The sequence below is a fragment of the Streptomyces sp. NPDC053750 genome (assembly GCF_044544295.1).
Taxonomy (GTDB): Bacteria; Actinomycetota; Actinomycetes; order Streptomycetales; family Streptomycetaceae; genus Streptomyces.
This window is the reverse complement of record NZ_JBITXB010000005.1, coordinates 411,278-427,675: the sequence shown is the minus strand read 5'-3', so window position 1 is coordinate 427,675 and position 16,398 is coordinate 411,278. Positions and strand designations below refer to the sequence as shown.

At 71.8% G+C, this 16,398-nt stretch carries 13 protein-coding genes and 1 tRNA gene; 9 read left to right on the top strand and 5 right to left on the bottom strand.

Annotation, left to right across the window (positions count from 1 at the left end; genetic code table 11):
• Positions 1-9 precede the first annotated feature (9 nt).
• The 3 genes from ACIGO6_RS17810 to ACIGO6_RS17800 form a co-directional block, all read right to left on the bottom strand.
• The gene (locus ACIGO6_RS17810; RefSeq protein WP_399876794.1) at positions 10-897 is read right to left on the bottom strand and encodes a cellulose-binding protein; all 888 of its coding nucleotides are present in this window, start codon (positions 895-897) and stop codon (positions 10-12) included.
• Positions 898-1,064: 167 nt separating this feature from the next.
• Positions 1,065-3,878, bottom strand: a complete 2,814-nt coding sequence (locus tag ACIGO6_RS17805; protein ID WP_399876792.1) for an SUKH-4 family immunity protein — start codon at positions 3,876-3,878, stop codon at positions 1,065-1,067.
• A gap of 7 nt (positions 3,879-3,885) precedes the next feature.
• Positions 3,886-4,881, bottom strand: a complete 996-nt coding sequence (locus ACIGO6_RS17800; RefSeq protein WP_399876790.1) for an SMI1/KNR4 family protein — start codon at positions 4,879-4,881, stop codon at positions 3,886-3,888.
• Positions 4,882-5,165: 284 nt separating this feature from the next.
• Here ACIGO6_RS17800 and ACIGO6_RS17795 point away from each other — a divergent pair, with 284 nt between their 5' ends.
• Both ACIGO6_RS17795 and ACIGO6_RS17790 read left to right on the top strand, forming a co-directional pair.
• Positions 5,166-5,696, top strand: coding sequence for a YwqJ-related putative deaminase (locus ACIGO6_RS17795; protein WP_399876787.1), 531 nt, complete (start codon positions 5,166-5,168; stop codon positions 5,694-5,696).
• A gap of 46 nt (positions 5,697-5,742) precedes the next feature.
• Positions 5,743-6,237, top strand: coding sequence for an SUKH-3 domain-containing protein (locus ACIGO6_RS17790; protein WP_399876785.1), 495 nt, complete (start codon positions 5,743-5,745; stop codon positions 6,235-6,237).
• 21 nt (positions 6,238-6,258) lie between these two features.
• Here the strand turns inward: ACIGO6_RS17790 and ACIGO6_RS17785 are convergent, their stop codons facing one another.
• Complete coding sequence (locus tag ACIGO6_RS17785; RefSeq protein WP_399876783.1) at positions 6,259-7,581, bottom strand: sensor histidine kinase; 1,323 nt, start codon at positions 7,579-7,581, stop codon at positions 6,259-6,261.
• 135 nt (positions 7,582-7,716) lie between these two features.
• On the opposite strand from ACIGO6_RS17785, the gene ACIGO6_RS17780 reads away from it, so the two are divergent.
• The 7 genes from ACIGO6_RS17780 (at position 7,717) to ACIGO6_RS17750 (ending at position 13,428) form a co-directional block, all read left to right on the top strand.
• Complete coding sequence (locus ACIGO6_RS17780) at positions 7,717-8,589, top strand: hypothetical protein (protein WP_399876781.1); 873 nt, start codon at positions 7,717-7,719, stop codon at positions 8,587-8,589.
• 8 nt (positions 8,590-8,597) lie between these two features.
• Positions 8,598-8,670, top strand: a tRNA-Gln gene (locus tag ACIGO6_RS17775).
• Positions 8,671-8,784: 114 nt separating this feature from the next.
• Complete coding sequence (gene glmU / locus ACIGO6_RS17770) at positions 8,785-10,233, top strand: bifunctional UDP-N-acetylglucosamine diphosphorylase/glucosamine-1-phosphate N-acetyltransferase GlmU (RefSeq protein WP_399876778.1); 1,449 nt, start codon at positions 8,785-8,787, stop codon at positions 10,231-10,233.
• A gap of 131 nt (positions 10,234-10,364) precedes the next feature.
• On the top strand, positions 10,365-11,339 hold the full coding sequence (locus ACIGO6_RS17765; protein WP_061444301.1) for a ribose-phosphate diphosphokinase: 975 nt from the start codon (positions 10,365-10,367) through the stop codon (positions 11,337-11,339).
• 222 nt (positions 11,340-11,561) lie between these two features.
• Positions 11,562-12,158: a 50S ribosomal protein L25/general stress protein Ctc gene (locus tag ACIGO6_RS17760; protein WP_399876776.1), complete on the top strand. Its 597-nt coding sequence runs from the start codon at positions 11,562-11,564 to the stop codon at positions 12,156-12,158.
• Positions 12,159-12,239: 81 nt separating this feature from the next.
• Positions 12,240-12,872, top strand: coding sequence for an aminoacyl-tRNA hydrolase (gene pth, locus ACIGO6_RS17755; protein WP_399876774.1), 633 nt, complete (start codon positions 12,240-12,242; stop codon positions 12,870-12,872).
• A 43-nt stretch (positions 12,873-12,915) separates the two neighbouring features.
• Positions 12,916-13,428, top strand: coding sequence for a hypothetical protein (locus tag ACIGO6_RS17750; RefSeq protein WP_399876771.1), 513 nt, complete (start codon positions 12,916-12,918; stop codon positions 13,426-13,428).
• 85 nt (positions 13,429-13,513) lie between these two features.
• On the opposite strand, the gene ppc is transcribed toward ACIGO6_RS17750, so the two are convergent.
• Complete coding sequence (gene ppc / locus ACIGO6_RS17745) at positions 13,514-16,246, bottom strand: phosphoenolpyruvate carboxylase (RefSeq protein ID WP_399876770.1); 2,733 nt, start codon at positions 16,244-16,246, stop codon at positions 13,514-13,516.
• Positions 16,247-16,398: the final 152 nt, after the last annotated feature.

The following is a 16,398-nucleotide window of genomic DNA, read 5'->3' as shown; positions in this document are numbered from 1 at the left end:
GGGCCGGGGTCACTCCGCCGCGCGCGCCGTCAGCGACCTGATGCTGTAGCGCGCGGAGGCCATGTGGGCGTGCACGTCGTCCCAGCGGTCCCCGTGTTCGCGCAGCACCCGCTCCGTCTCCTGGGCGATCCGCTCCGCGCGCAGCCGGGCCTCGGCGACCACCTCGGCCGCCCGGGCCCGGGCCGCTTCCTGCCACCGCCCGTCCGCCACCTCGGCGTCCGCCAGGGCCCGCTCCGCCGCGCGCACCCCCTCCTCGGCGCGCGCCACCAGTTCCGCGTGGTGCGTGTCCTGCGCCGTCACCCGTTCGGCCTCCGCCCGCTCGGCCGCGGCCCACCGTTCGGCGTACTCCCTGTTCTGCTCGTCGAACACGGTGGTGCGCCTGCGCACCTCACGCACCGCGGCCAGGGCCTCCGCCCGCCCCTCCCTCACCTCGCGCCGCGCCGCGATCCGCACCTCGTCGGCCTCCGCACGCGCCGCGAGCAGCCGCTGCCGGGCCCACTCGTCGGCCTCGGCGCGTACGGCGTCGGCGTGCGCCTGCGCGCTCTCGTGCACGCCGGTCGCGTAGGCCCGCGCCTCCTCCACCAGGTCCTCCGCCGCACGCCGCGCGCGCTCCCGTACCGCCGCGGCCTCCTCCTCCCCGAGCCGGAAGAGGCGCCGGGCGCCCTCCCCGAGCGTCTCGTACCGCTGCGGGGCGAGCCCCGCCACCACCTCCCGCAGCCGCTCCAGCTCCGCACCCATCTCACGGGCGAGCACGGTGAGCCGGGCGGCCCTCTCCCACCCGGCGTCGCGCTCCCGGGAGAGGGCCTCGGCACACGCCTCCACCTGTTCGGGACGGTAGCCGCGCTCGCGTCCGCGTACGGGCACGAAGCCGTGAGGAGGCGCCGATGCGCTGCTCATGCTCATCACCCCTGTGGTGAACCTGCCACACTAATTGGACTTAACAGACTTTATGGATTTTCCGTAAGCCCTCATAATGCGACACACCGCAGGGAAACGGGCGGGGCCCGGTCGCCTCACAGGTCGACCGGGCCCCGCCCGTCGGGTACGTCAGCGGCGGCGCCGCCTCACAGCAGCCCGTCCCACATCTGCTCCAGCAGCACCGACCACCAGCTCTCCGGCGAACCGAGCGCCGCCGGGTCCAGCGAGGCCAGCTGGGCCTGGAAATCCACCGTCCAGCGCCCCGCCTGCTCCTGGTTCAGACCGAACCGCAGCCGCCACATCCGGCCCAGCAGCGCCAGGCAGCGCGCGAACTCCGGCAGCCCCGTGTTGACGAACTGCGGCGGCACGGGCGCACCGCCCGGCCCCGCCTCCACCGGCACCGCCACGATGGCCGCCGTGCCGTACTGCACACAGATCGCCCGGCCGAAGTCACTGCCCACGACGAGGTACGAGCCCGCGTCCGAGGACGGCTGCACGCCTCGCTCGGCCGCCAGCTCCGCCAGCGTCGGCACCGGCCGGCCCGGCTGGGCCTGCGCCCAGAAGAACGGCCCCATGTCCATCGGCAGACCCGCCGCCACCAGCGTGTGCGCCACGACCGGCGGCACACCCTGCCGGGACACCGCGGCCTGCTCGAACCGGAAGACACCCGGCCCGAACGCGCCCGCCAGCTCCTGCCCGATCGCCTCCGGCGGGATCGGCGGCACCGGCTGCACCTGCGGCAGCGGCGCACGCACCGGCGCCGGACGCGCCGGCCCGTCGGCCACCTGGTGCAGCTCGCCCTGGTGCGCCAGCAACTGCTGCATGCCCTGCTGCCGGCTGGCGTGGTCCGTGCCGTACGGCGCGATCGAGGTGATCCGCGCCTGCGGCCACTGCTCCCGGATCATCCGCGCGCAGTACGCACCGGGGAGCTCGCACGACTCCAGCTCGGTGTGCAGCTCCAGCACCTGGTCCGGCGGCACGTTCATGGAGCGCAGCTCGTGGAAGATCTGCCACTCCGGGTGCGGCGTGCCCGGCGCCGAACGCCGGATCAGCTGCTGCTCGGACCCGTCGTGCGCGCGGTAGCGCAGAACGGCCTGGTAGCCCGGACCGACGGTCGGCAGACCGGTGGACTGCTGCGGGTAGCCGTACGCCGGCGGCTGCCCCGGCCCGCCCGGCTGACCGGGCGGCGGCATCGCGCCGGGCGGCATGGGCTGGGGGACACCCGGAGCGCCCGGAACACCCGGGGCGCCCGGAGGAACGCCGGGCGCGGCCGGGGGCGGCAGAGGCATGCCGGGGCCGCCCACCGACGGCGAGGCCAGCATGGTCTGCGCGTGGTGCACGGCACCGCCCGCGCCGCCTGCGGAGCCCTGCCCCGCACCGGGCGCACCGGGAGCGGAGGGGGGCGGCGGCGTACCCGGACCGGCCGGCGCACCCGGGGCCCCCGGGGCACCGGGAGGGCCGGGTGGCGCGGGCGGGCCGGGCTGCGGAGGCGTCCCGCCGCCCGTCCGGCCCGGGTCGGCCAGCATCGTGGCGGCATGGTGCATCCCACCCGGCGGCGTCCCACCGGGGACGCTGGGCGGCGGCGGTGTGCCCGGCCCCGCGGGGGGCTGCGGAGCGCTCGGCGGAGGCGGCGTACCCGGACCGCCGGGGCCCTCCGGACCGAGCGAAGACACCAACTGCGTCGGCACGTAACCGCCCGCCGAGGGCGGAGGCGTACTCCCCGGCCGCGCGCCCGGCGTCCCCGGGGCACTCGGCGGAGGAGGCGTGGTCGAACCACCGCCCCGGCGCGGCGGGGGCGCCGCCTTGCTGGTCGCGGCGTCGGCGATGTCCCCGGCGTTCGCCGCGAGCGGCCGGGCGGGCGTCGCGGAGGCGCCCGGGCCGGCGGGCGGCACACCCGGACCGGCCGGCGTCGGCGACGCGGACGGCGGCACACCCGGACCGGCCGGGGGCACGGACGGCGGCGTACCCGGACCGGCCGGGGGCGCGAACGGCGGAACACCCGGACCGGCCGGCGTCGGCGACGCGGACGGCGGCGTACTCGCCCCCGTGGACGCGGCCGACGCGTTCGGGTCGTCGAGGGCCGGCGTGAGCGCCGTCGGCGGAAGCTGGCTGCCGCCCGACATCAGCGCCGTCTTGGCGTCCGGCGTCGCCGAGGGCGGAGGCGTACCGTCCACCCCGCTGAGCGGCGGCGCGAACACGGTCTCGGGCAGCGGTACGGAACGGTCCTCACCGGCGTCCGCGTTGGTGTCCGTCCCCGCCCAGGGCGTCGCCCCGGCAGGCGCACCCGGCACGGCACCCGCACCGGCCCCACTGCCCCCGGCGGCCGGCCAGGCCGCACCACTGTTCTGCGCCTCCGCCGAAGCGGCAGGCGCGGCGGGCGCCGCAGGCGCACCGGCAGCCGGCCACGCGGCACCACTTCCCTGCCCCTGCCCCTGCCCCTGCCCCTCCGCCGAAGCCGCGGCAGGCGCGCCAGGCGCCGCAGACCCCGTCGGCACCCCCGCCTGCGTCTCGGGAAGCGCACCCGCGCCACCCGCACCACCGGTGTCCCCACCGGCGCTGTCGTGCTCCCCCCGCCGCCGGTCCGGAATCCCCAGCTTGTCCGCCGCCTCCTGCAACCACTCCGGCGGAGTCAACAGGAACGACGTCTGGTTCAGGTCCACCCGCGCCGCAGGAGCCGGCGCCGGCTCCCCGGCCGCGTCGGGACGGCCGTACTCCTCCTCGTACCGGCGGATCACCTCGCCCACCGGCAGCGCCGGCCACAGCGTCGCCTCACCGCTGTCCCGCGCGAGCACCAGCCGCTGCGCACCGCCGTCCGAACGCGGCCCGTCCGCACGGTCCTCGGCCCACACCACGAATCCGAGGTCGAACTCCCGCACCCGCACCTCACGGTGCTGGTATGCCGGCAGCTCGCCGTTGACCCACTCCTCCGCGCGCTCCTGCGCCTGCGCGTACGTCACCATCGCCAGCTCACTCCCCTACCGACGCCGACGCCACGGGCACCGCACGCGCGAACCCGCCGTCCACCATCAGGTTCGCCACCGTCTCCAGCTCCGGCGGAGAACCCGCCAGCCGCGACAGGAACGCGTCGAAGTCCTCACCGCACGGCAGCAGCAACCGCTCCACCCGCTCCGCCGGCGGCAACGACGGATCCACGTCCCGCGCGTCGTCGTACGCGCAGAACCACACCGAACCGATCCGCTCGCCCTTCACCTTCACCGCGAGCAGACCCCCCTGGACGAACGCGACGCCCAGATAGTCCTTCGTCAGATGGTCCCGCAGACACTTGTTGACGTACACCAGGTCATTGACCGCCGCTTCCTCACGCACCGTGAAGAACGGCTGGTCCACCAGCAGCCCCAGCTCCGCATCGAGCGCCGTGCCCACCGGCGCGCAACCACCCGCCGCCTTCAGGAACGACCGGTACGCGCCGGGCAGCCGGTATCCGAGGTCCTCCTCGACCCCCTGCACCTGCTGCTCCGACACCGCCAGGCCCGACTTCGGCAGCCCGAAGTGCGCCGGACGCGTCTCCTGCAACGGCCGCGTGCCGCGCTTGCCCTGGTCCACCGCCGCCGTGGCGATCCCGCCGTGATGCCGCAGCAGCGCCTTCACCTCGACCGGGACCAGCTCCATCCGCCGCGACCCGGCCACGTGGTGCCACGTCCAGCCGTGCGGCGTCGCCACCGCGGGCACCGTGTCCCACAGCTCGTGCCCCGACGCCGACAGCGCCGCGTTCGCCGACACGTAGTCCGTCAGCCGCAGTTCGTCGACCCCGAACCCCTCCGGCGGCTCCGCGATCTCCGCGACCGCACGGGCGTACGGCGCGAAGACGGGGTAACCGCCTTCGTCCACCCGTACCCCTCTCGGGTGACGGGCCGCCCGCACCGGATCCGGGAAATGCACGACCTGCCCGGCATAGGCCGCGTTCGGCGGCGCGGCTTGCTGCCCGAGCCGACCTGTCGTCATGGCGGTTGCCCCCTGCGGCGTCTGTCTGATCTGTCTGCACTGTCTGAACTGCCTGATTCACCGCACGCGATCGCGGTGCCGACAGCCTATGCGGTACGACGAACCCGGTCACCGGCACCGGACACCACACCTGACACCCGCCCCTCCGCTTCCGTGACCAGCCGTCACCCTCTCGTGACACACCGCCCATACCCGGGCGTGTCGCCACGCCCCAGCTTCCGCAGCAGCCACGCCATTTGGCACCCTGTGACCTCCGGGGGGATGCTCAGGAGGGGAAAATGATCATGAGTGCGACACAGACGGGACCGCACACCGGCCGGTCCGACGACGCCGGCAGCGGCGACCCCCGCATCGGCTGGAGCGCCACCGCGGCCCCCCACGCCCCCACCCTCCACCACCGCCGCGACGGCATCCTCCCCACCGTCGCCGCCGCACTCTCCGTCCGGGGCACCACCCTCACCGGCACCGCCACCCGCGCCGACACACCCCCCGCCCTGCACCACCTGGTCCAGGACTTCCTCGACACCCTCACCAGCGGCCAACGCGACCGTTACACCGGCCGCTGCGCCGAAGCCATCCTCATCTCACGCCACCTCACCGCCGCCGACGCCGCCCGCAGCAAACGCGCCTCCCGAAAACCCATGACCAACGGCGAAGCGCGCAAAGCCCTCAAACACGCCAAACTCACCACCCGCCGCATCCGCGAGGACGGCGACCCCCTCCACGGCAGCTTCGCCCCACCCTGCCGCGCCTGCACCGCCCTCAGCGCCCACTTCGGCGTCCGCGTCGTCGACCCGACCGCACACGAGGACTGACCCCGCCCGACACCGAGCAACGACGACCGAAACGAACCAAGGGCAGATGCACGCCGACCGCACCTCCACCACCCGCTTTTCCGTCCCCGTCGACGCCGCCCTGCGCGACGCCGGCTGGCAACCCGGACGCTGGGACATCAAACAGGCCGAGATCTGGGCCGACACCCTGCGCGACCACACCTCGCCCGCCGGACACCGGCACACCGTCTTCCCCGCCGCCGTCGAGGCCTGGGCCGAATTCGGCGGCCTCCACATCGCCCCCACCGGACCCGGCCGCCAGATCGCCCCCGCCACCCTGCACCTGGACCCCCTGCACGGCCTCCACATGGCCCGCACCCTCGGCGACCTCGGCCGCGCCCTCGACACCCAGACCTGCCCGCTCGGCACCGAGACCGACAGCCAGGCCCTCCTCGCCATCGACACCGACGGCCGCGTCTACGCCCTCGACCACACCGGCGACTGGTACCTCGGCCCCGACATCGACCAGGCCCTCGCCGCCCTCGTCGCCGGCACCCAGCCGGCCCGCCTCACCACGGGCTGACCCGGCGCGGGCACCGCACGCCTACGACGCCGGAATCACCGCCGACACCCGGAAACCCCCCGCATCCGTCGGCCCCGACACGAACACACCCCCCAGAGCGGACACCCGCTCCTTCATCCCCACCAGCCCATTGCCACCCGACGGCAACCGCGCCGCCGACGCCTCCGACGACGCCTCCGGCGGCGGCTCGTTCTCCACCTGCATCGCGATCTCCGACACCCGATGCGCGAGCCGCACATACGTCTTCGCACCCGCCGCATGCTTGTGCACGTTCGTCAACGCCTCCTGGACCACCCGGAACGCCGTCGACTCCACGACCCCCGCATACGACCGCACCTCCCCCTCCACGGACAGATCCACGACCATCCCGGCCGCCTCCGACTGCCCGATCAACTCGTCCAGCTCGGACAGACACGGCCCGTCGGCCGACCGCTCGCCGTCGTCCACCGCCCGTGAGGCAGCCGCGGCGGCGGCGACCCCGACCGCGGCCAACGGCACCGACGGCCGCTCCCCGCGCCCGCCGTCCCCACCACTGCGCAGCACCCCGAGCATCTCCCGCAGCTCCGTCAGCGCCTGGCGCCCCATGTCGCCCACGAGGGCCGCGTTCTTCACCGCCTTCTCCGGGTCCTTGCGGGCCACGGCCTGAAGCGCGGCGGCATGCACCACCATCAGACTCACCCGGTGCGCGACCACGTCGTGCATCTCCCGGGCGATCCGCGTCCGCTCCTCGTTGCGCGCCCACTCGGCACGCTCCTCCGCCCGCTCCGCGAGCAACTGGAGCTCCCGCTCCAGGCTGTCCGCCCGCTCCCGCAGGCTCTCCATCAACCGCCGCCGCGCCCCCACGTACAGGCCCAGCAGCAACGGCGGCGCGGTCAGCCCCAGCGAGGTCGTGATCGACGCGAAGGGCAGGAACCAGTCCCCGATCCCCATGTCCCCCCGCGCCATGTCCTGCTGTACGCGCACGTACGTCACGATCAACGTGCCCAGCAACGACATGCCGGCCAGCGCGCCGATGATCCGCCGCGGCAGCTCCGACGCCGCCAGCGTGTACAGGCCGACGATGCCCATCAGGAAGCCCATCTCGGCCGGCGTGATGGCGATCGCCACCAGCACCACCGCGATCGGCCACTTGCGCCGCATCACCAGCACCGAACCGGCCAGCAACCCGAAGACGACCCCCGCCGCCACCGGGATCCCGGCGTCCCGCGCGAACGGAACCCCCTCCGCCGCGCACTCCAACGCGGACACGGCACCGAGGCTCACATCGAGCACCGCACCGCGCCGCCTGTCCCACCACCAAGGCCCACCCCGGGCCGGTACGTGGTCTTCCCCCGTCGTGGTCATGCCCTCCAGCCTACGGGCGCCGGGCGGCACATTTCCGGTGACTTTCGACAAGCGATACGACGCGATATCCCTCGAACTGATGAACCCTTCGCCGTTCGGCTCCGGAGGCGAGCATTCCGGCCGGACGGTATGCGTATGGCACATCCACATGGCAAGTACGCGGACTTCGAAGGGTTGCGGGAGCGGGCGGTGGCCCTGCGGCGCGAGGGACTCAGCCGACGCCAGATCCGCGACCGCCTGCACGTCGACAACAACGACATCCTCAACCGGCTTCTGGAGGGCGAGCCGCCTCCTGCCTGGACCAAGCGCCCGAACGCGAAGGACGACGTACGGGAGCAGGCGCGGGAGCTGCGGCTTCAGGGATGGACGTACGACCAGATCCAGGTGGAGTTGGGATGCAGCAAGAGCTCGGTCTCGCTTTGGGTACGGGACCTGCCGAAGCCGGAGCGGCGAGCACCGTCGGAGCAAGCTACGTTGGCCGCGCGGAAACGCTGGGAGCACGAGCTGGCGATCCGCGATGAGGAGCGACAGCAAACAAAGGAGGCCGCTGCCCGGGGTATCGGCACCATGACCGATCGCGACCTGTTCATGGCTGGAGTCGCCCTGTACTGGGCCGAAGGCACCAAGGACAAGCCGTATGACCGGCGAGAGAACGTCATCTTCGTCAACAGCGATGCTGGCGTGATCAAGCTCTACCTCGCTTGGCTGCGCCTCCTGGGAGTGGATCCAGATCGACTGAAGTACCGAGTCATGATCCACGTGACCGCAGACGTCGAGGGAGCGAAACGCTACTGGGCCGATCTCGTCGGCGTGGACGTCTCCGTGTTCCAGAAGACGACAATCAAGAAGCACAACCCGAAGACCGTTCGCAAGAATGTGGGCGATAGCTATCGTGGATGCTTGGTCGTCCGCGTCTCGCAAGGCGCCGACCTGTATCGGCGCATCGAGGGCTGGTGGGCGGGCATGGTCTCCGGGATCACGACGCCGTCCTCCTCGGGTATGGTCTGACGCAGCCATCCGCCATGGGGTAACTGGTAGCCCGCGGGCCTTTGAAGCCCTGTAGTGCTGGTTCGAATCCAGCTGGCGGAGCTGCAAGGTTCGGGCCCTGACCCCTCGGTCAGGGCCCGCACTCATGCCCCCCACAAACCACCCCGGTATCCTGCGGATGTCCACCCCCACCCCCTCAAAGCCGAAGGGCATCCCGTGAGCGCCATTCGCCCGGCAGCCGTCGTCGTTCTCGCAGCGGGTGAGGGCACCCGTATGAAGTCGGCCACACCCAAGGTCCTGCACACACTGTGCGGCCGTTCGCTCGTCGGCCATGTGCTCGCCGCCGCCGGTGAGCTGGACCCCGAGAACCTGGTCGTCGTCGTCGGGCATGCCCGCGAGAAGGTCACCGCGCACCTCGCCGAGGTCGCCCCCGACGTCCGTACCGCCGTGCAGGAGCAGCAGAACGGCACCGGGCACGCCGTGCGGATGGGCCTGGAGGCGCTGGGCGGTGCCGTCGACGGGACCGTGGTCGTGGTCTGCGGTGACACCCCGCTGCTCACCGGTGGGACGCTCCGGGCGCTCGCCGCCACCCACTCCGCCGACGGCAACGCCGTGACCGTGCTGACGGCCGAGGTGCCGGACGCGACGGGGTACGGCCGGATCGTGCGGGACGGGGCTTCGGGTGCCGTCACGGCGATCGTGGAGCACAAGGACGCCTCCGAGTCGCAGCGGGCGATCCGTGAGATCAACTCCGGGGTCTTCGCCTTCGACGGGCAGCTGCTCGCCGATGCGCTCGGCAAGGTTCGTACGGACAACAGCCAGGGCGAGGAGTACCTCACCGACGTCCTCGGGATCCTGCGCGAGGCCGGTCACCGGGTCGGTGCCTCGGTGGCCGGTGACCACCGGGAGATCGCCGGGATCAACAACCGGGTGCAGCTCGCCGAGGCCCGTCGGATCCTCAACGACCGGCTGCTGACCGACGCGATGCTGGCCGGCGTGACCGTCGTCGACCCGGCCACCACGTGGGTCGACGTGACGGTGACGTTCGAGCAGGACGTCGTCGTCCACCCGGGGACGCAGCTGCACGGCTCCACGCACCTGGCGGAGGGGTCCGAGGTGGGGCCGAACTCGCGGCTCACCGACACCCGTGTGGGTGCGGGAGCCCGCGTCGACAACACCGTCTCCCTCGGCGCCGACATCGGTCCCGAGGCGACGGTGGGGCCGTACGCGTATCTGCGTCCCGGTACCCGGCTCGGACTGAAGTCCAAGGTGGGTACGTACGTCGAGACGAAGAACGCGTCGATCGGCGAGGGGACCAAGGTCCCGCACCTCTCCTACGTGGGTGACGCGACGATCGGTGAGTACTCGAACATCGGTGCCGCGAGCGTGTTCGTGAACTATGACGGACAGGACAAGCACCACACCACCATCGGCTCGCACTGCCGTACGGGTTCGGACAACATGTTTGTGGCTCCTGTCACGGTCGGGGACGGCGCGTACACCGCCGCCGGCTCGGTGATCACGAAGGATGTGCCGCCCGGTTCGCTGGCCGTGGCCCGTGGCCAGCAGCGGAATATCGAGGGTTGGGTGGCTCGGAAGCGTCCGGGGAGCGCGGCGGCGAAGGCGGCCGAGGCGGTGTCTCCGGAGCCGGGCGGCGAAGGCTGACCGGAAACCGGTGCGTCGAACACGGCGTACCGTGATAAGTGCACATCCGCACCCCACCAGCTGAGACGCCCCGCAGCCAGCCGGGAGAGCGTCGTGACGCTCAGCTGCGAAACCTCTGAGGAGAAAGTGCTGTGACCGGGATCAAGACGACCGGCGAGAAGAAGATGATGTTCTTCTCCGGCCGCGCCCACCCCGAGCTTGCCGAGGAGGTCGCCCAGCAGCTGGGTGTCGGGGTCGTCCCGACGAAGGCCTTCGACTTCGCGAACGGCGAGATCTATGTGCGGTATCAGGAGTCGGCGCGTGGTGCGGACTGCTTCCTGATCCAGAGCCACACGGCCCCGATCAACAAGTGGGTCATGGAGCAGCTGATCATGATCGACGCGCTGAAGCGCGCGTCGGCCCGCTCCATCACCGTCATCGTGCCGTTCTACGGTTACGCGCGGCAGGACAAGAAGCACCGGGGACGTGAACCGATCTCGGCGCGTCTGATCGCGGACCTGATGAAGACGGCGGGTGCGGACCGGATCCTGGCCGTGGATCTGCACACGGACCAGATCCAGGGCTTCTTCGACGGCCCGGTGGACCACCTGTTCGCGCTGCCGCTGCTGGCGGACTACGTGGGTGCGAAGGTGGACCGTTCGAAGCTGACGGTGGTGTCTCCGGACGCCGGCCGGGTGCGGGTGGCGGACCGTTGGTGCGACCGTCTGGGTGCGCCGCTGGCGATCGTGCACAAGCGGCGCGACAAGGACGTGGCGAACCAGGTCACGGTGCACGAGGTCGTCGGTGATGTGAAGGGCCGGATCTGTGTCCTGGTCGACGACATGATCGACACCGGTGGCACGATCTGCGCGGCGGCGGACGCGCTGTTCGCGCACGGCGCGGAGGACGTCATCGTGACGGCGACGCACGGTGTGCTGTCGGGTCCGGCGGCGGACCGGCTGAAGAACTCCAAGGTGAGCGAGTTCGTGTTCACGAACACGCTGCCGACGCCGAACGAGCTGGAGCTGGACAAGATCACGGTGCTGTCGATCGCGCCGACGATCGCGCGTGCGGTGCGTGAGGTGTTCGAGGACGGTTCGGTGACGAGCCTGTTCGACGAGCAGTAAGGGTTCTGCAGTAACCGTTCTGCAGGGTCCCCGGGGCCTGGCCCCTGATCGTTTTGGGTACGGCCTTCCTCTCCGAGTAGACTGCTGAAGTTGCTCGGCGAGGGAGGCCGTACTCGTCTTTTCGAAGGCGTGGGTATGGCTGTCCGTTATCGACGCGCTCTTCGTAGCAGGCCGTTCGTGGCCGGGTGACCACGTCCGTATCTACCTCTACGAGGAGTGATCATGTCCGAGGTGAAGCTCACCGCCGAGACGCGCACCGAGTTCGGCAAGGGTGCCGCGCGTCGTATCCGTCGTGACAACAAGGTCCCCGGTGTGCTGTACGGCCACGGTTCGGACCCGATCCACCTGACCCTGCCGGGCCACGAGCTGCTGCTCGCGCTGCGTACCTCCAACGTGCTGATCGCGCTGGACATCGACGGCAAGACCAACGAGCTGGCGATCCCGAAGTCGGTCCAGCGTGACCCGATCAAGGGCTTCCTGGAGCACGTCGACCTGCAGCTGGTCACGCGCGGCGAGACCGTGTCGGTCGAGGTCCCGGTGCAGGCCGAGGGCGAGCTGGCCCCGGGCGGCTACCTGCTGGAGTACGTCCTGGACGCGCTGCCGGTCGAGGCCGAGGCCACGCACATCCCGGAGCAGGTCACCGTTTCGGTGGCGGGTCTGGAGGCCGGTGCCTCGATCCACGCCAAGGACATCAAGCTGCCGAACGGCGTGAAGCTGACCGTCGAGGACGAGACCGTCGTGCTGCAGGTCCTGGCGGCGCAGGCCGAGGAGCCCGCGGCCGAGGGTGCGGGCGAGGGCGAAGCGGCCGCCGAGGCCTGATCCTCCCCCTACGGTCAACGTTTGGTCGGCCGCTGTTCCCGTGCGGGTGTTCCCGCGCGGGGCAGCGGCCGTCGCGTATGTATGGACGGGTATGACGGACGGGAAGGAGACACGGACGTGACGACGGACGCGGGTGCTCCCTGGCTGGTGGCCGGTCTCGGAAATCCGGGCGGCGAGTACGCCTCGAACCGGCACAACGTCGGTTTCATGGTGGTGGATCTGCTGGCGGAGCGGATCGGGGCGCGGTTCAAGCGGCACGGCAAGGCGCAGGCGCAGGTGGTCGAGGGGCGGATCGGGCCGCCGGGGCCGGGCAACCGGCGGGTGATCCTGGCGAAGCCGATGTCGTTCATGAACGTGTCGGGCGGTCCGGTGACGGTGTTGCGGGACTTCTACAAGGTGCCGGTCGGCAACATCGTGGCGGTCCACGACGAGCTGGACATCGACTACGGCGTGCTGCGGTTGAAGCTGGGCGGTGGGGACAACGGGCACAACGGCCTGAAGTCGATCACGAAGTCCCTGGGTTCGGACTACCACCGGGTGCGGTTCGGGATCGGCCGGCCGCCGGGGCGGATGCCGGTGGCGGACTTCGTGCTGCGGGACTTCTCGTCGTCGGAGCGCAAGGAGCTGGACTACTTCGTGGACCGGGCGGCGGACGCGGTGGAGGCCCTGGTGATCGAGGGGCTGGAGCGCGCGCAGAGCGCGTACAACTCCTGATGAGCAACTCCTGACGAGTTGACCGAAGGCGCAGGTATGGCCAATGATCCCGGCCATGCCTGCCTCAGCCGCCGCCGCTGCCCGTCCCCGTCAGGCCTCCCGTGCCGTGCTGTGGTTCGGTCGACTCGCGGCGATGGGCACGGTCACGGCGCTGATCCTGATCGCCGGTGTCTGGGCGTCCTGGGGTACGGCGCAGCACGTGCTGCTGACCAAGGGACGTGAGCAGGGCACGGTCGAGGTGACGCGGTGCGGTGGGGGCACGTGCAGTGGGCCCTACGCGCCGGTGTCCGCGGGGTCGCAGGCGCGGGAGCGGGTGGTTCTGGAGGACTCGGTCGCGGTGGCCGCGGGGCGGACGTACTCCGTGGTGATGAAGCCCGGCAGCGACGACGCGGTGCGGTCCGGTCCAGCCGGGGTGCTGTATGCGTGGGTGCCGTTGGGTGGGGCGTTGTTGCTGGCGTCGGTGGTGGTGGCGGGTGGGCTGCGGCGGACGCGGGTGGCGTGGGTGATGGCGGGGTCTGGTGTGGCTCTGCTGACGGGGGCGTTCTTGGTGGTGTGAGGCTGGTGCGTACGACGACGTGACGTGACGGTGCCCCCGTGCTCTGGGTCGAGCGCGGGGGCACTGTCGTGTGCTGCGGCGTGCGTCAGCCGGTGTTGCGGAGGCCTGCTGCTACGCCGTTGACCGTGAGGAGGAGGGCTCGGGCGAGCAGGGGGTCGGGGTCCTGGCCCGCGGCGGCGGCCTCGCGCTGGCGGCCGAGGAGGGCGACCTGGAGGTAGGAGATCGGGTCCAGGTAGGCGTCGCGGATGGTGAAGGTCTGCTTGAGGACGGGGTCGGCGTCGAGCAGTTCCTTCTCGCCGGTGACCTTCAGGACCTCGGCGACGGTGAGCTCGTGTTCGGCCTTGATGGCGTCGAAGACGTGCTTGAGCTCGTCGGGGACGAGGGTGTCGACGTAGTGCTGGGCGATGCGCAGGTCGGTCTTGGCGAGGGTCATCTCGACGTTGGAGATGAAGTTCCGGAAGAAGTGCCACTGCTGGTGCATCTCGTCCAGGACGGTGTCCAGACCGGCCTCGCGCAGCGCCTTGAGGCCGGAGCCGACGCCGTACCAGCCGGGGACGATCTGCCGGGACTGCGTCCAGCCGAACACCCACGGGATGGCGCGCAGTCCGTCGAGCGAGACGCCCGAGCCGGGGCGGCGGGAGGGCCGCGAGCCCAGGTGCAGGTCGGCGAGCTGGTCGACGGGCGTGGAGGCGAGGAAGTAGGACGGCAGGGCCGGGTCCTCGACGAGCCCCCGGTACGCGGTGTGGGCGGCGTCGGAGACGACGTCCATGGCGGCGTCCCAGCGGGCGAGCGCCTCGTCCGACTGGCGGGGTGCGGTGTGCAGGGCGGAGGCCTGGAGGGTGGCCGCGACGGTCAGCTCCAGGTTCTCCCTGGCCAGGGCCGGGATGAGGTACTTGTCGGAGATGACCTCGCCCTGCTCTGTGACCTTGATCTCGCCCTCGAGGGTGCCCCAGGGCTGGGCGAGGATCGCGTCGTGGGTGGGGCCGCCGCCGCGGCCGACGGTGCCGCCGCGGCCGTGGAAGAGGCGCAGCCGTACGCCGTAGCGGTGGGCGACGTCGCGCAGGCGCCGCTGCGCCCGGTGGATCTCCCACTGACTGGTGGTGATGCCGCCGAACTTGGAGGAGTCCGAGTAGCCGAGCATGACCTCCTGGACGTCGCCGCGCAGGGCGACCAGGCGCCGGTAGGAGGGGTCGGCGAGGAGGTCCTCCAGGATGGTGTCGGCGGCCTTGAGCTCGTCGGTGGTCTCCAGGAGCGGCACGATGCCGATCTTCGCCCAGCCGGCGTGCAGGTCGATGAGGCCGGCCTCGCGGGCGAGGACCGCTGCCGCGAAGACGTCGTCGGCGCCCTGGCACATGGAGATGATGTAGGACTCGATGACCTCGGGCCCGAAGACCTCCAGGGCGCGCTTGACGGTCTGGAAGACGCCGAGGGTCTTCTCGCCGGCGGCGTCGACGGGGGCCGGGGTGGGGGCCAGCGGGCGCCGGGACCTGAGCTCCTTGGCGAGGAGCTTGGTGCGGTACTCGCGGGGCATGTCGGCGTAGCGCCAGGACTCCTCGCCGAGCCGGTCGAAGAGCTGACCGAGGGCGTGGTGGTGGGCGTCGGCGTGTTCGCGGACGTCCATGGTGGCGAGTTGGAGGCCGAAGGCGGCCAGGGTGCGGATGGTGCGGGCGAGGCGGCCGTCGGCGAAGAGGCTGCCGCGGTGTTCCCTGAGCGAGTCCTGGACGATGCGCAGGTCGCTGATGAGCTCGGCGGTGCCGAGGTAGTCGCGGCCGTCCTCGTGGGGGGTGCCCTTGGCGAGGCGCTGCTTGGTGTTCTCCAGCTTCTGCCGGATGCAGGTGGCCTTGAGCCGGTAGGGCTCTTCGGCGTTGAGGCGCTTGTAGCGGGGGCTGATCTCGGGGAGCCGGTCGAGGTCGGCCTGGAGGGAGGCGAGCAGTTCCTCGGTCGCTCCGGTGTAGCGGATGGAGTTGGAGAGGAAGCCGCGCAGCTCGTCGATCATCTCCAGGGCGTCGTTGATGCCGTGTTCGTGCTGGAGGATGAGGACGTCCCAGGTGACCTGGGGGGTGACGTTGGGGTTGCCGTCGCGGTCGCCGCCGATCCAGGTGCCGAAGGTGAGGGGGCGGGTGTCGTCGGGCAGCTTGACGCCGGCGCGCTCGAGTTCGGCGGTGAGGTCCTCGAGGACGTCGCCGACGGCGCCGGCGTGCAGCTCGTCGAGGTAGTAGATGGCGTTGCGGGCCTCGTCGGCGGGCTCGGGGCGCACCACGCGCAGCTCGTCGGTCTGCCAGACGAGGTCGATGTTCTCGGCGAGGCGGGTGTCGAGGCGGCGCCGGTCGGACTCGATGACCGGGGTGTCCAGGAGGGCCGCGATGCGGCGCAGCTTGTTGAGGACGGAGCGGCGGGCGGCCTCGGTGGGGTGGGCGGTGAAGACGGGCCGGACGTTGAGGTTGCGGACGGTGTCGCGCAGGTGCTCGGGGTCGGCGTCCTTGAGGCGGTCGGCGGTGCGGGCGAGCAGTCCGCCCTCGGTGGCGCGCCGGGCGCCCAGTTCGCGGGCTCGGTGGACCTGCTCGGTGACGTTGGCGAGGTGGAAGTAGGTGGAGAAGGCGCGGACCAGCTTGGCGGCGGTCTGCAGTTCGGTGCCGCGCAGCAGTTCCGCCGCGGCCTCGCCGTCCTCTCGGGTGAGTCGGCGTACCTTCTCGACGAGCTCCAGCAGCTCGGGGCCCTCCTGCCGGACGAGGGTCTCCCCGAGGAGATCACCCAGCCGGCGGATGTCGGCGCGCAGCTCGCTGCTGGTCGTCGTGGTCTGGTCGTCGGCACTGCTCACAGGTGCGGCTCCTTGCAGTGTTGAAGCTCGTCTGGGAGGGAACCCGGACGGCGTCTCGCGCGGCGGGCGCCGCTTACGGGGCCGGACGTCCGGGAAGTATTCAGAGCGGACCGCGCTGTCCGACCGACTCCCAGGATAGGTGTCGGTCAGGA

What these genes read in the sequence shown, in the direction of transcription:
- ACIGO6_RS17795 (WP_399876787.1), top strand. Translation starts at nt 5,166, where the DNA reads ATGAGTGCGACACAGACGGGACCGCACACCGGCCGGTCCGACGACGCC.
- ACIGO6_RS17760 (WP_399876776.1), top strand. Translation starts at nt 11,562, where the DNA reads ATGTCCGAGGTGAAGCTCACCGCCGAGACGCGCACCGAGTTCGGCAAG.
- ACIGO6_RS17790 (WP_399876785.1), top strand. Translation starts at nt 5,743, where the DNA reads ATGCACGCCGACCGCACCTCCACCACCCGCTTTTCCGTCCCCGTCGAC.
- ACIGO6_RS17780 (WP_399876781.1), top strand. Translation starts at nt 7,717, where the DNA reads ATGGCACATCCACATGGCAAGTACGCGGACTTCGAAGGGTTGCGGGAG.
- ACIGO6_RS17785 (WP_399876783.1), bottom strand. Translation starts at nt 7,581, where the DNA reads ATGACCACGACGGGGGAAGACCACGTACCGGCCCGGGGTGGGCCTTGG.
- ACIGO6_RS17750 (WP_399876771.1), top strand. Translation starts at nt 12,916, where the DNA reads ATGATCCCGGCCATGCCTGCCTCAGCCGCCGCCGCTGCCCGTCCCCGT.
- ACIGO6_RS17805 (WP_399876792.1), bottom strand. Translation starts at nt 3,878, where the DNA reads ATGGTGACGTACGCGCAGGCGCAGGAGCGCGCGGAGGAGTGGGTCAAC.
- pth (WP_399876774.1), top strand. Translation starts at nt 12,240, where the DNA reads ATGGACGGGTATGACGGACGGGAAGGAGACACGGACGTGACGACGGAC.
- ACIGO6_RS17810 (WP_399876794.1), bottom strand. Translation starts at nt 897, where the DNA reads ATGAGCAGCGCATCGGCGCCTCCTCACGGCTTCGTGCCCGTACGCGGA.
- ACIGO6_RS17800 (WP_399876790.1), bottom strand. Translation starts at nt 4,881, where the DNA reads ATGACGACAGGTCGGCTCGGGCAGCAAGCCGCGCCGCCGAACGCGGCC.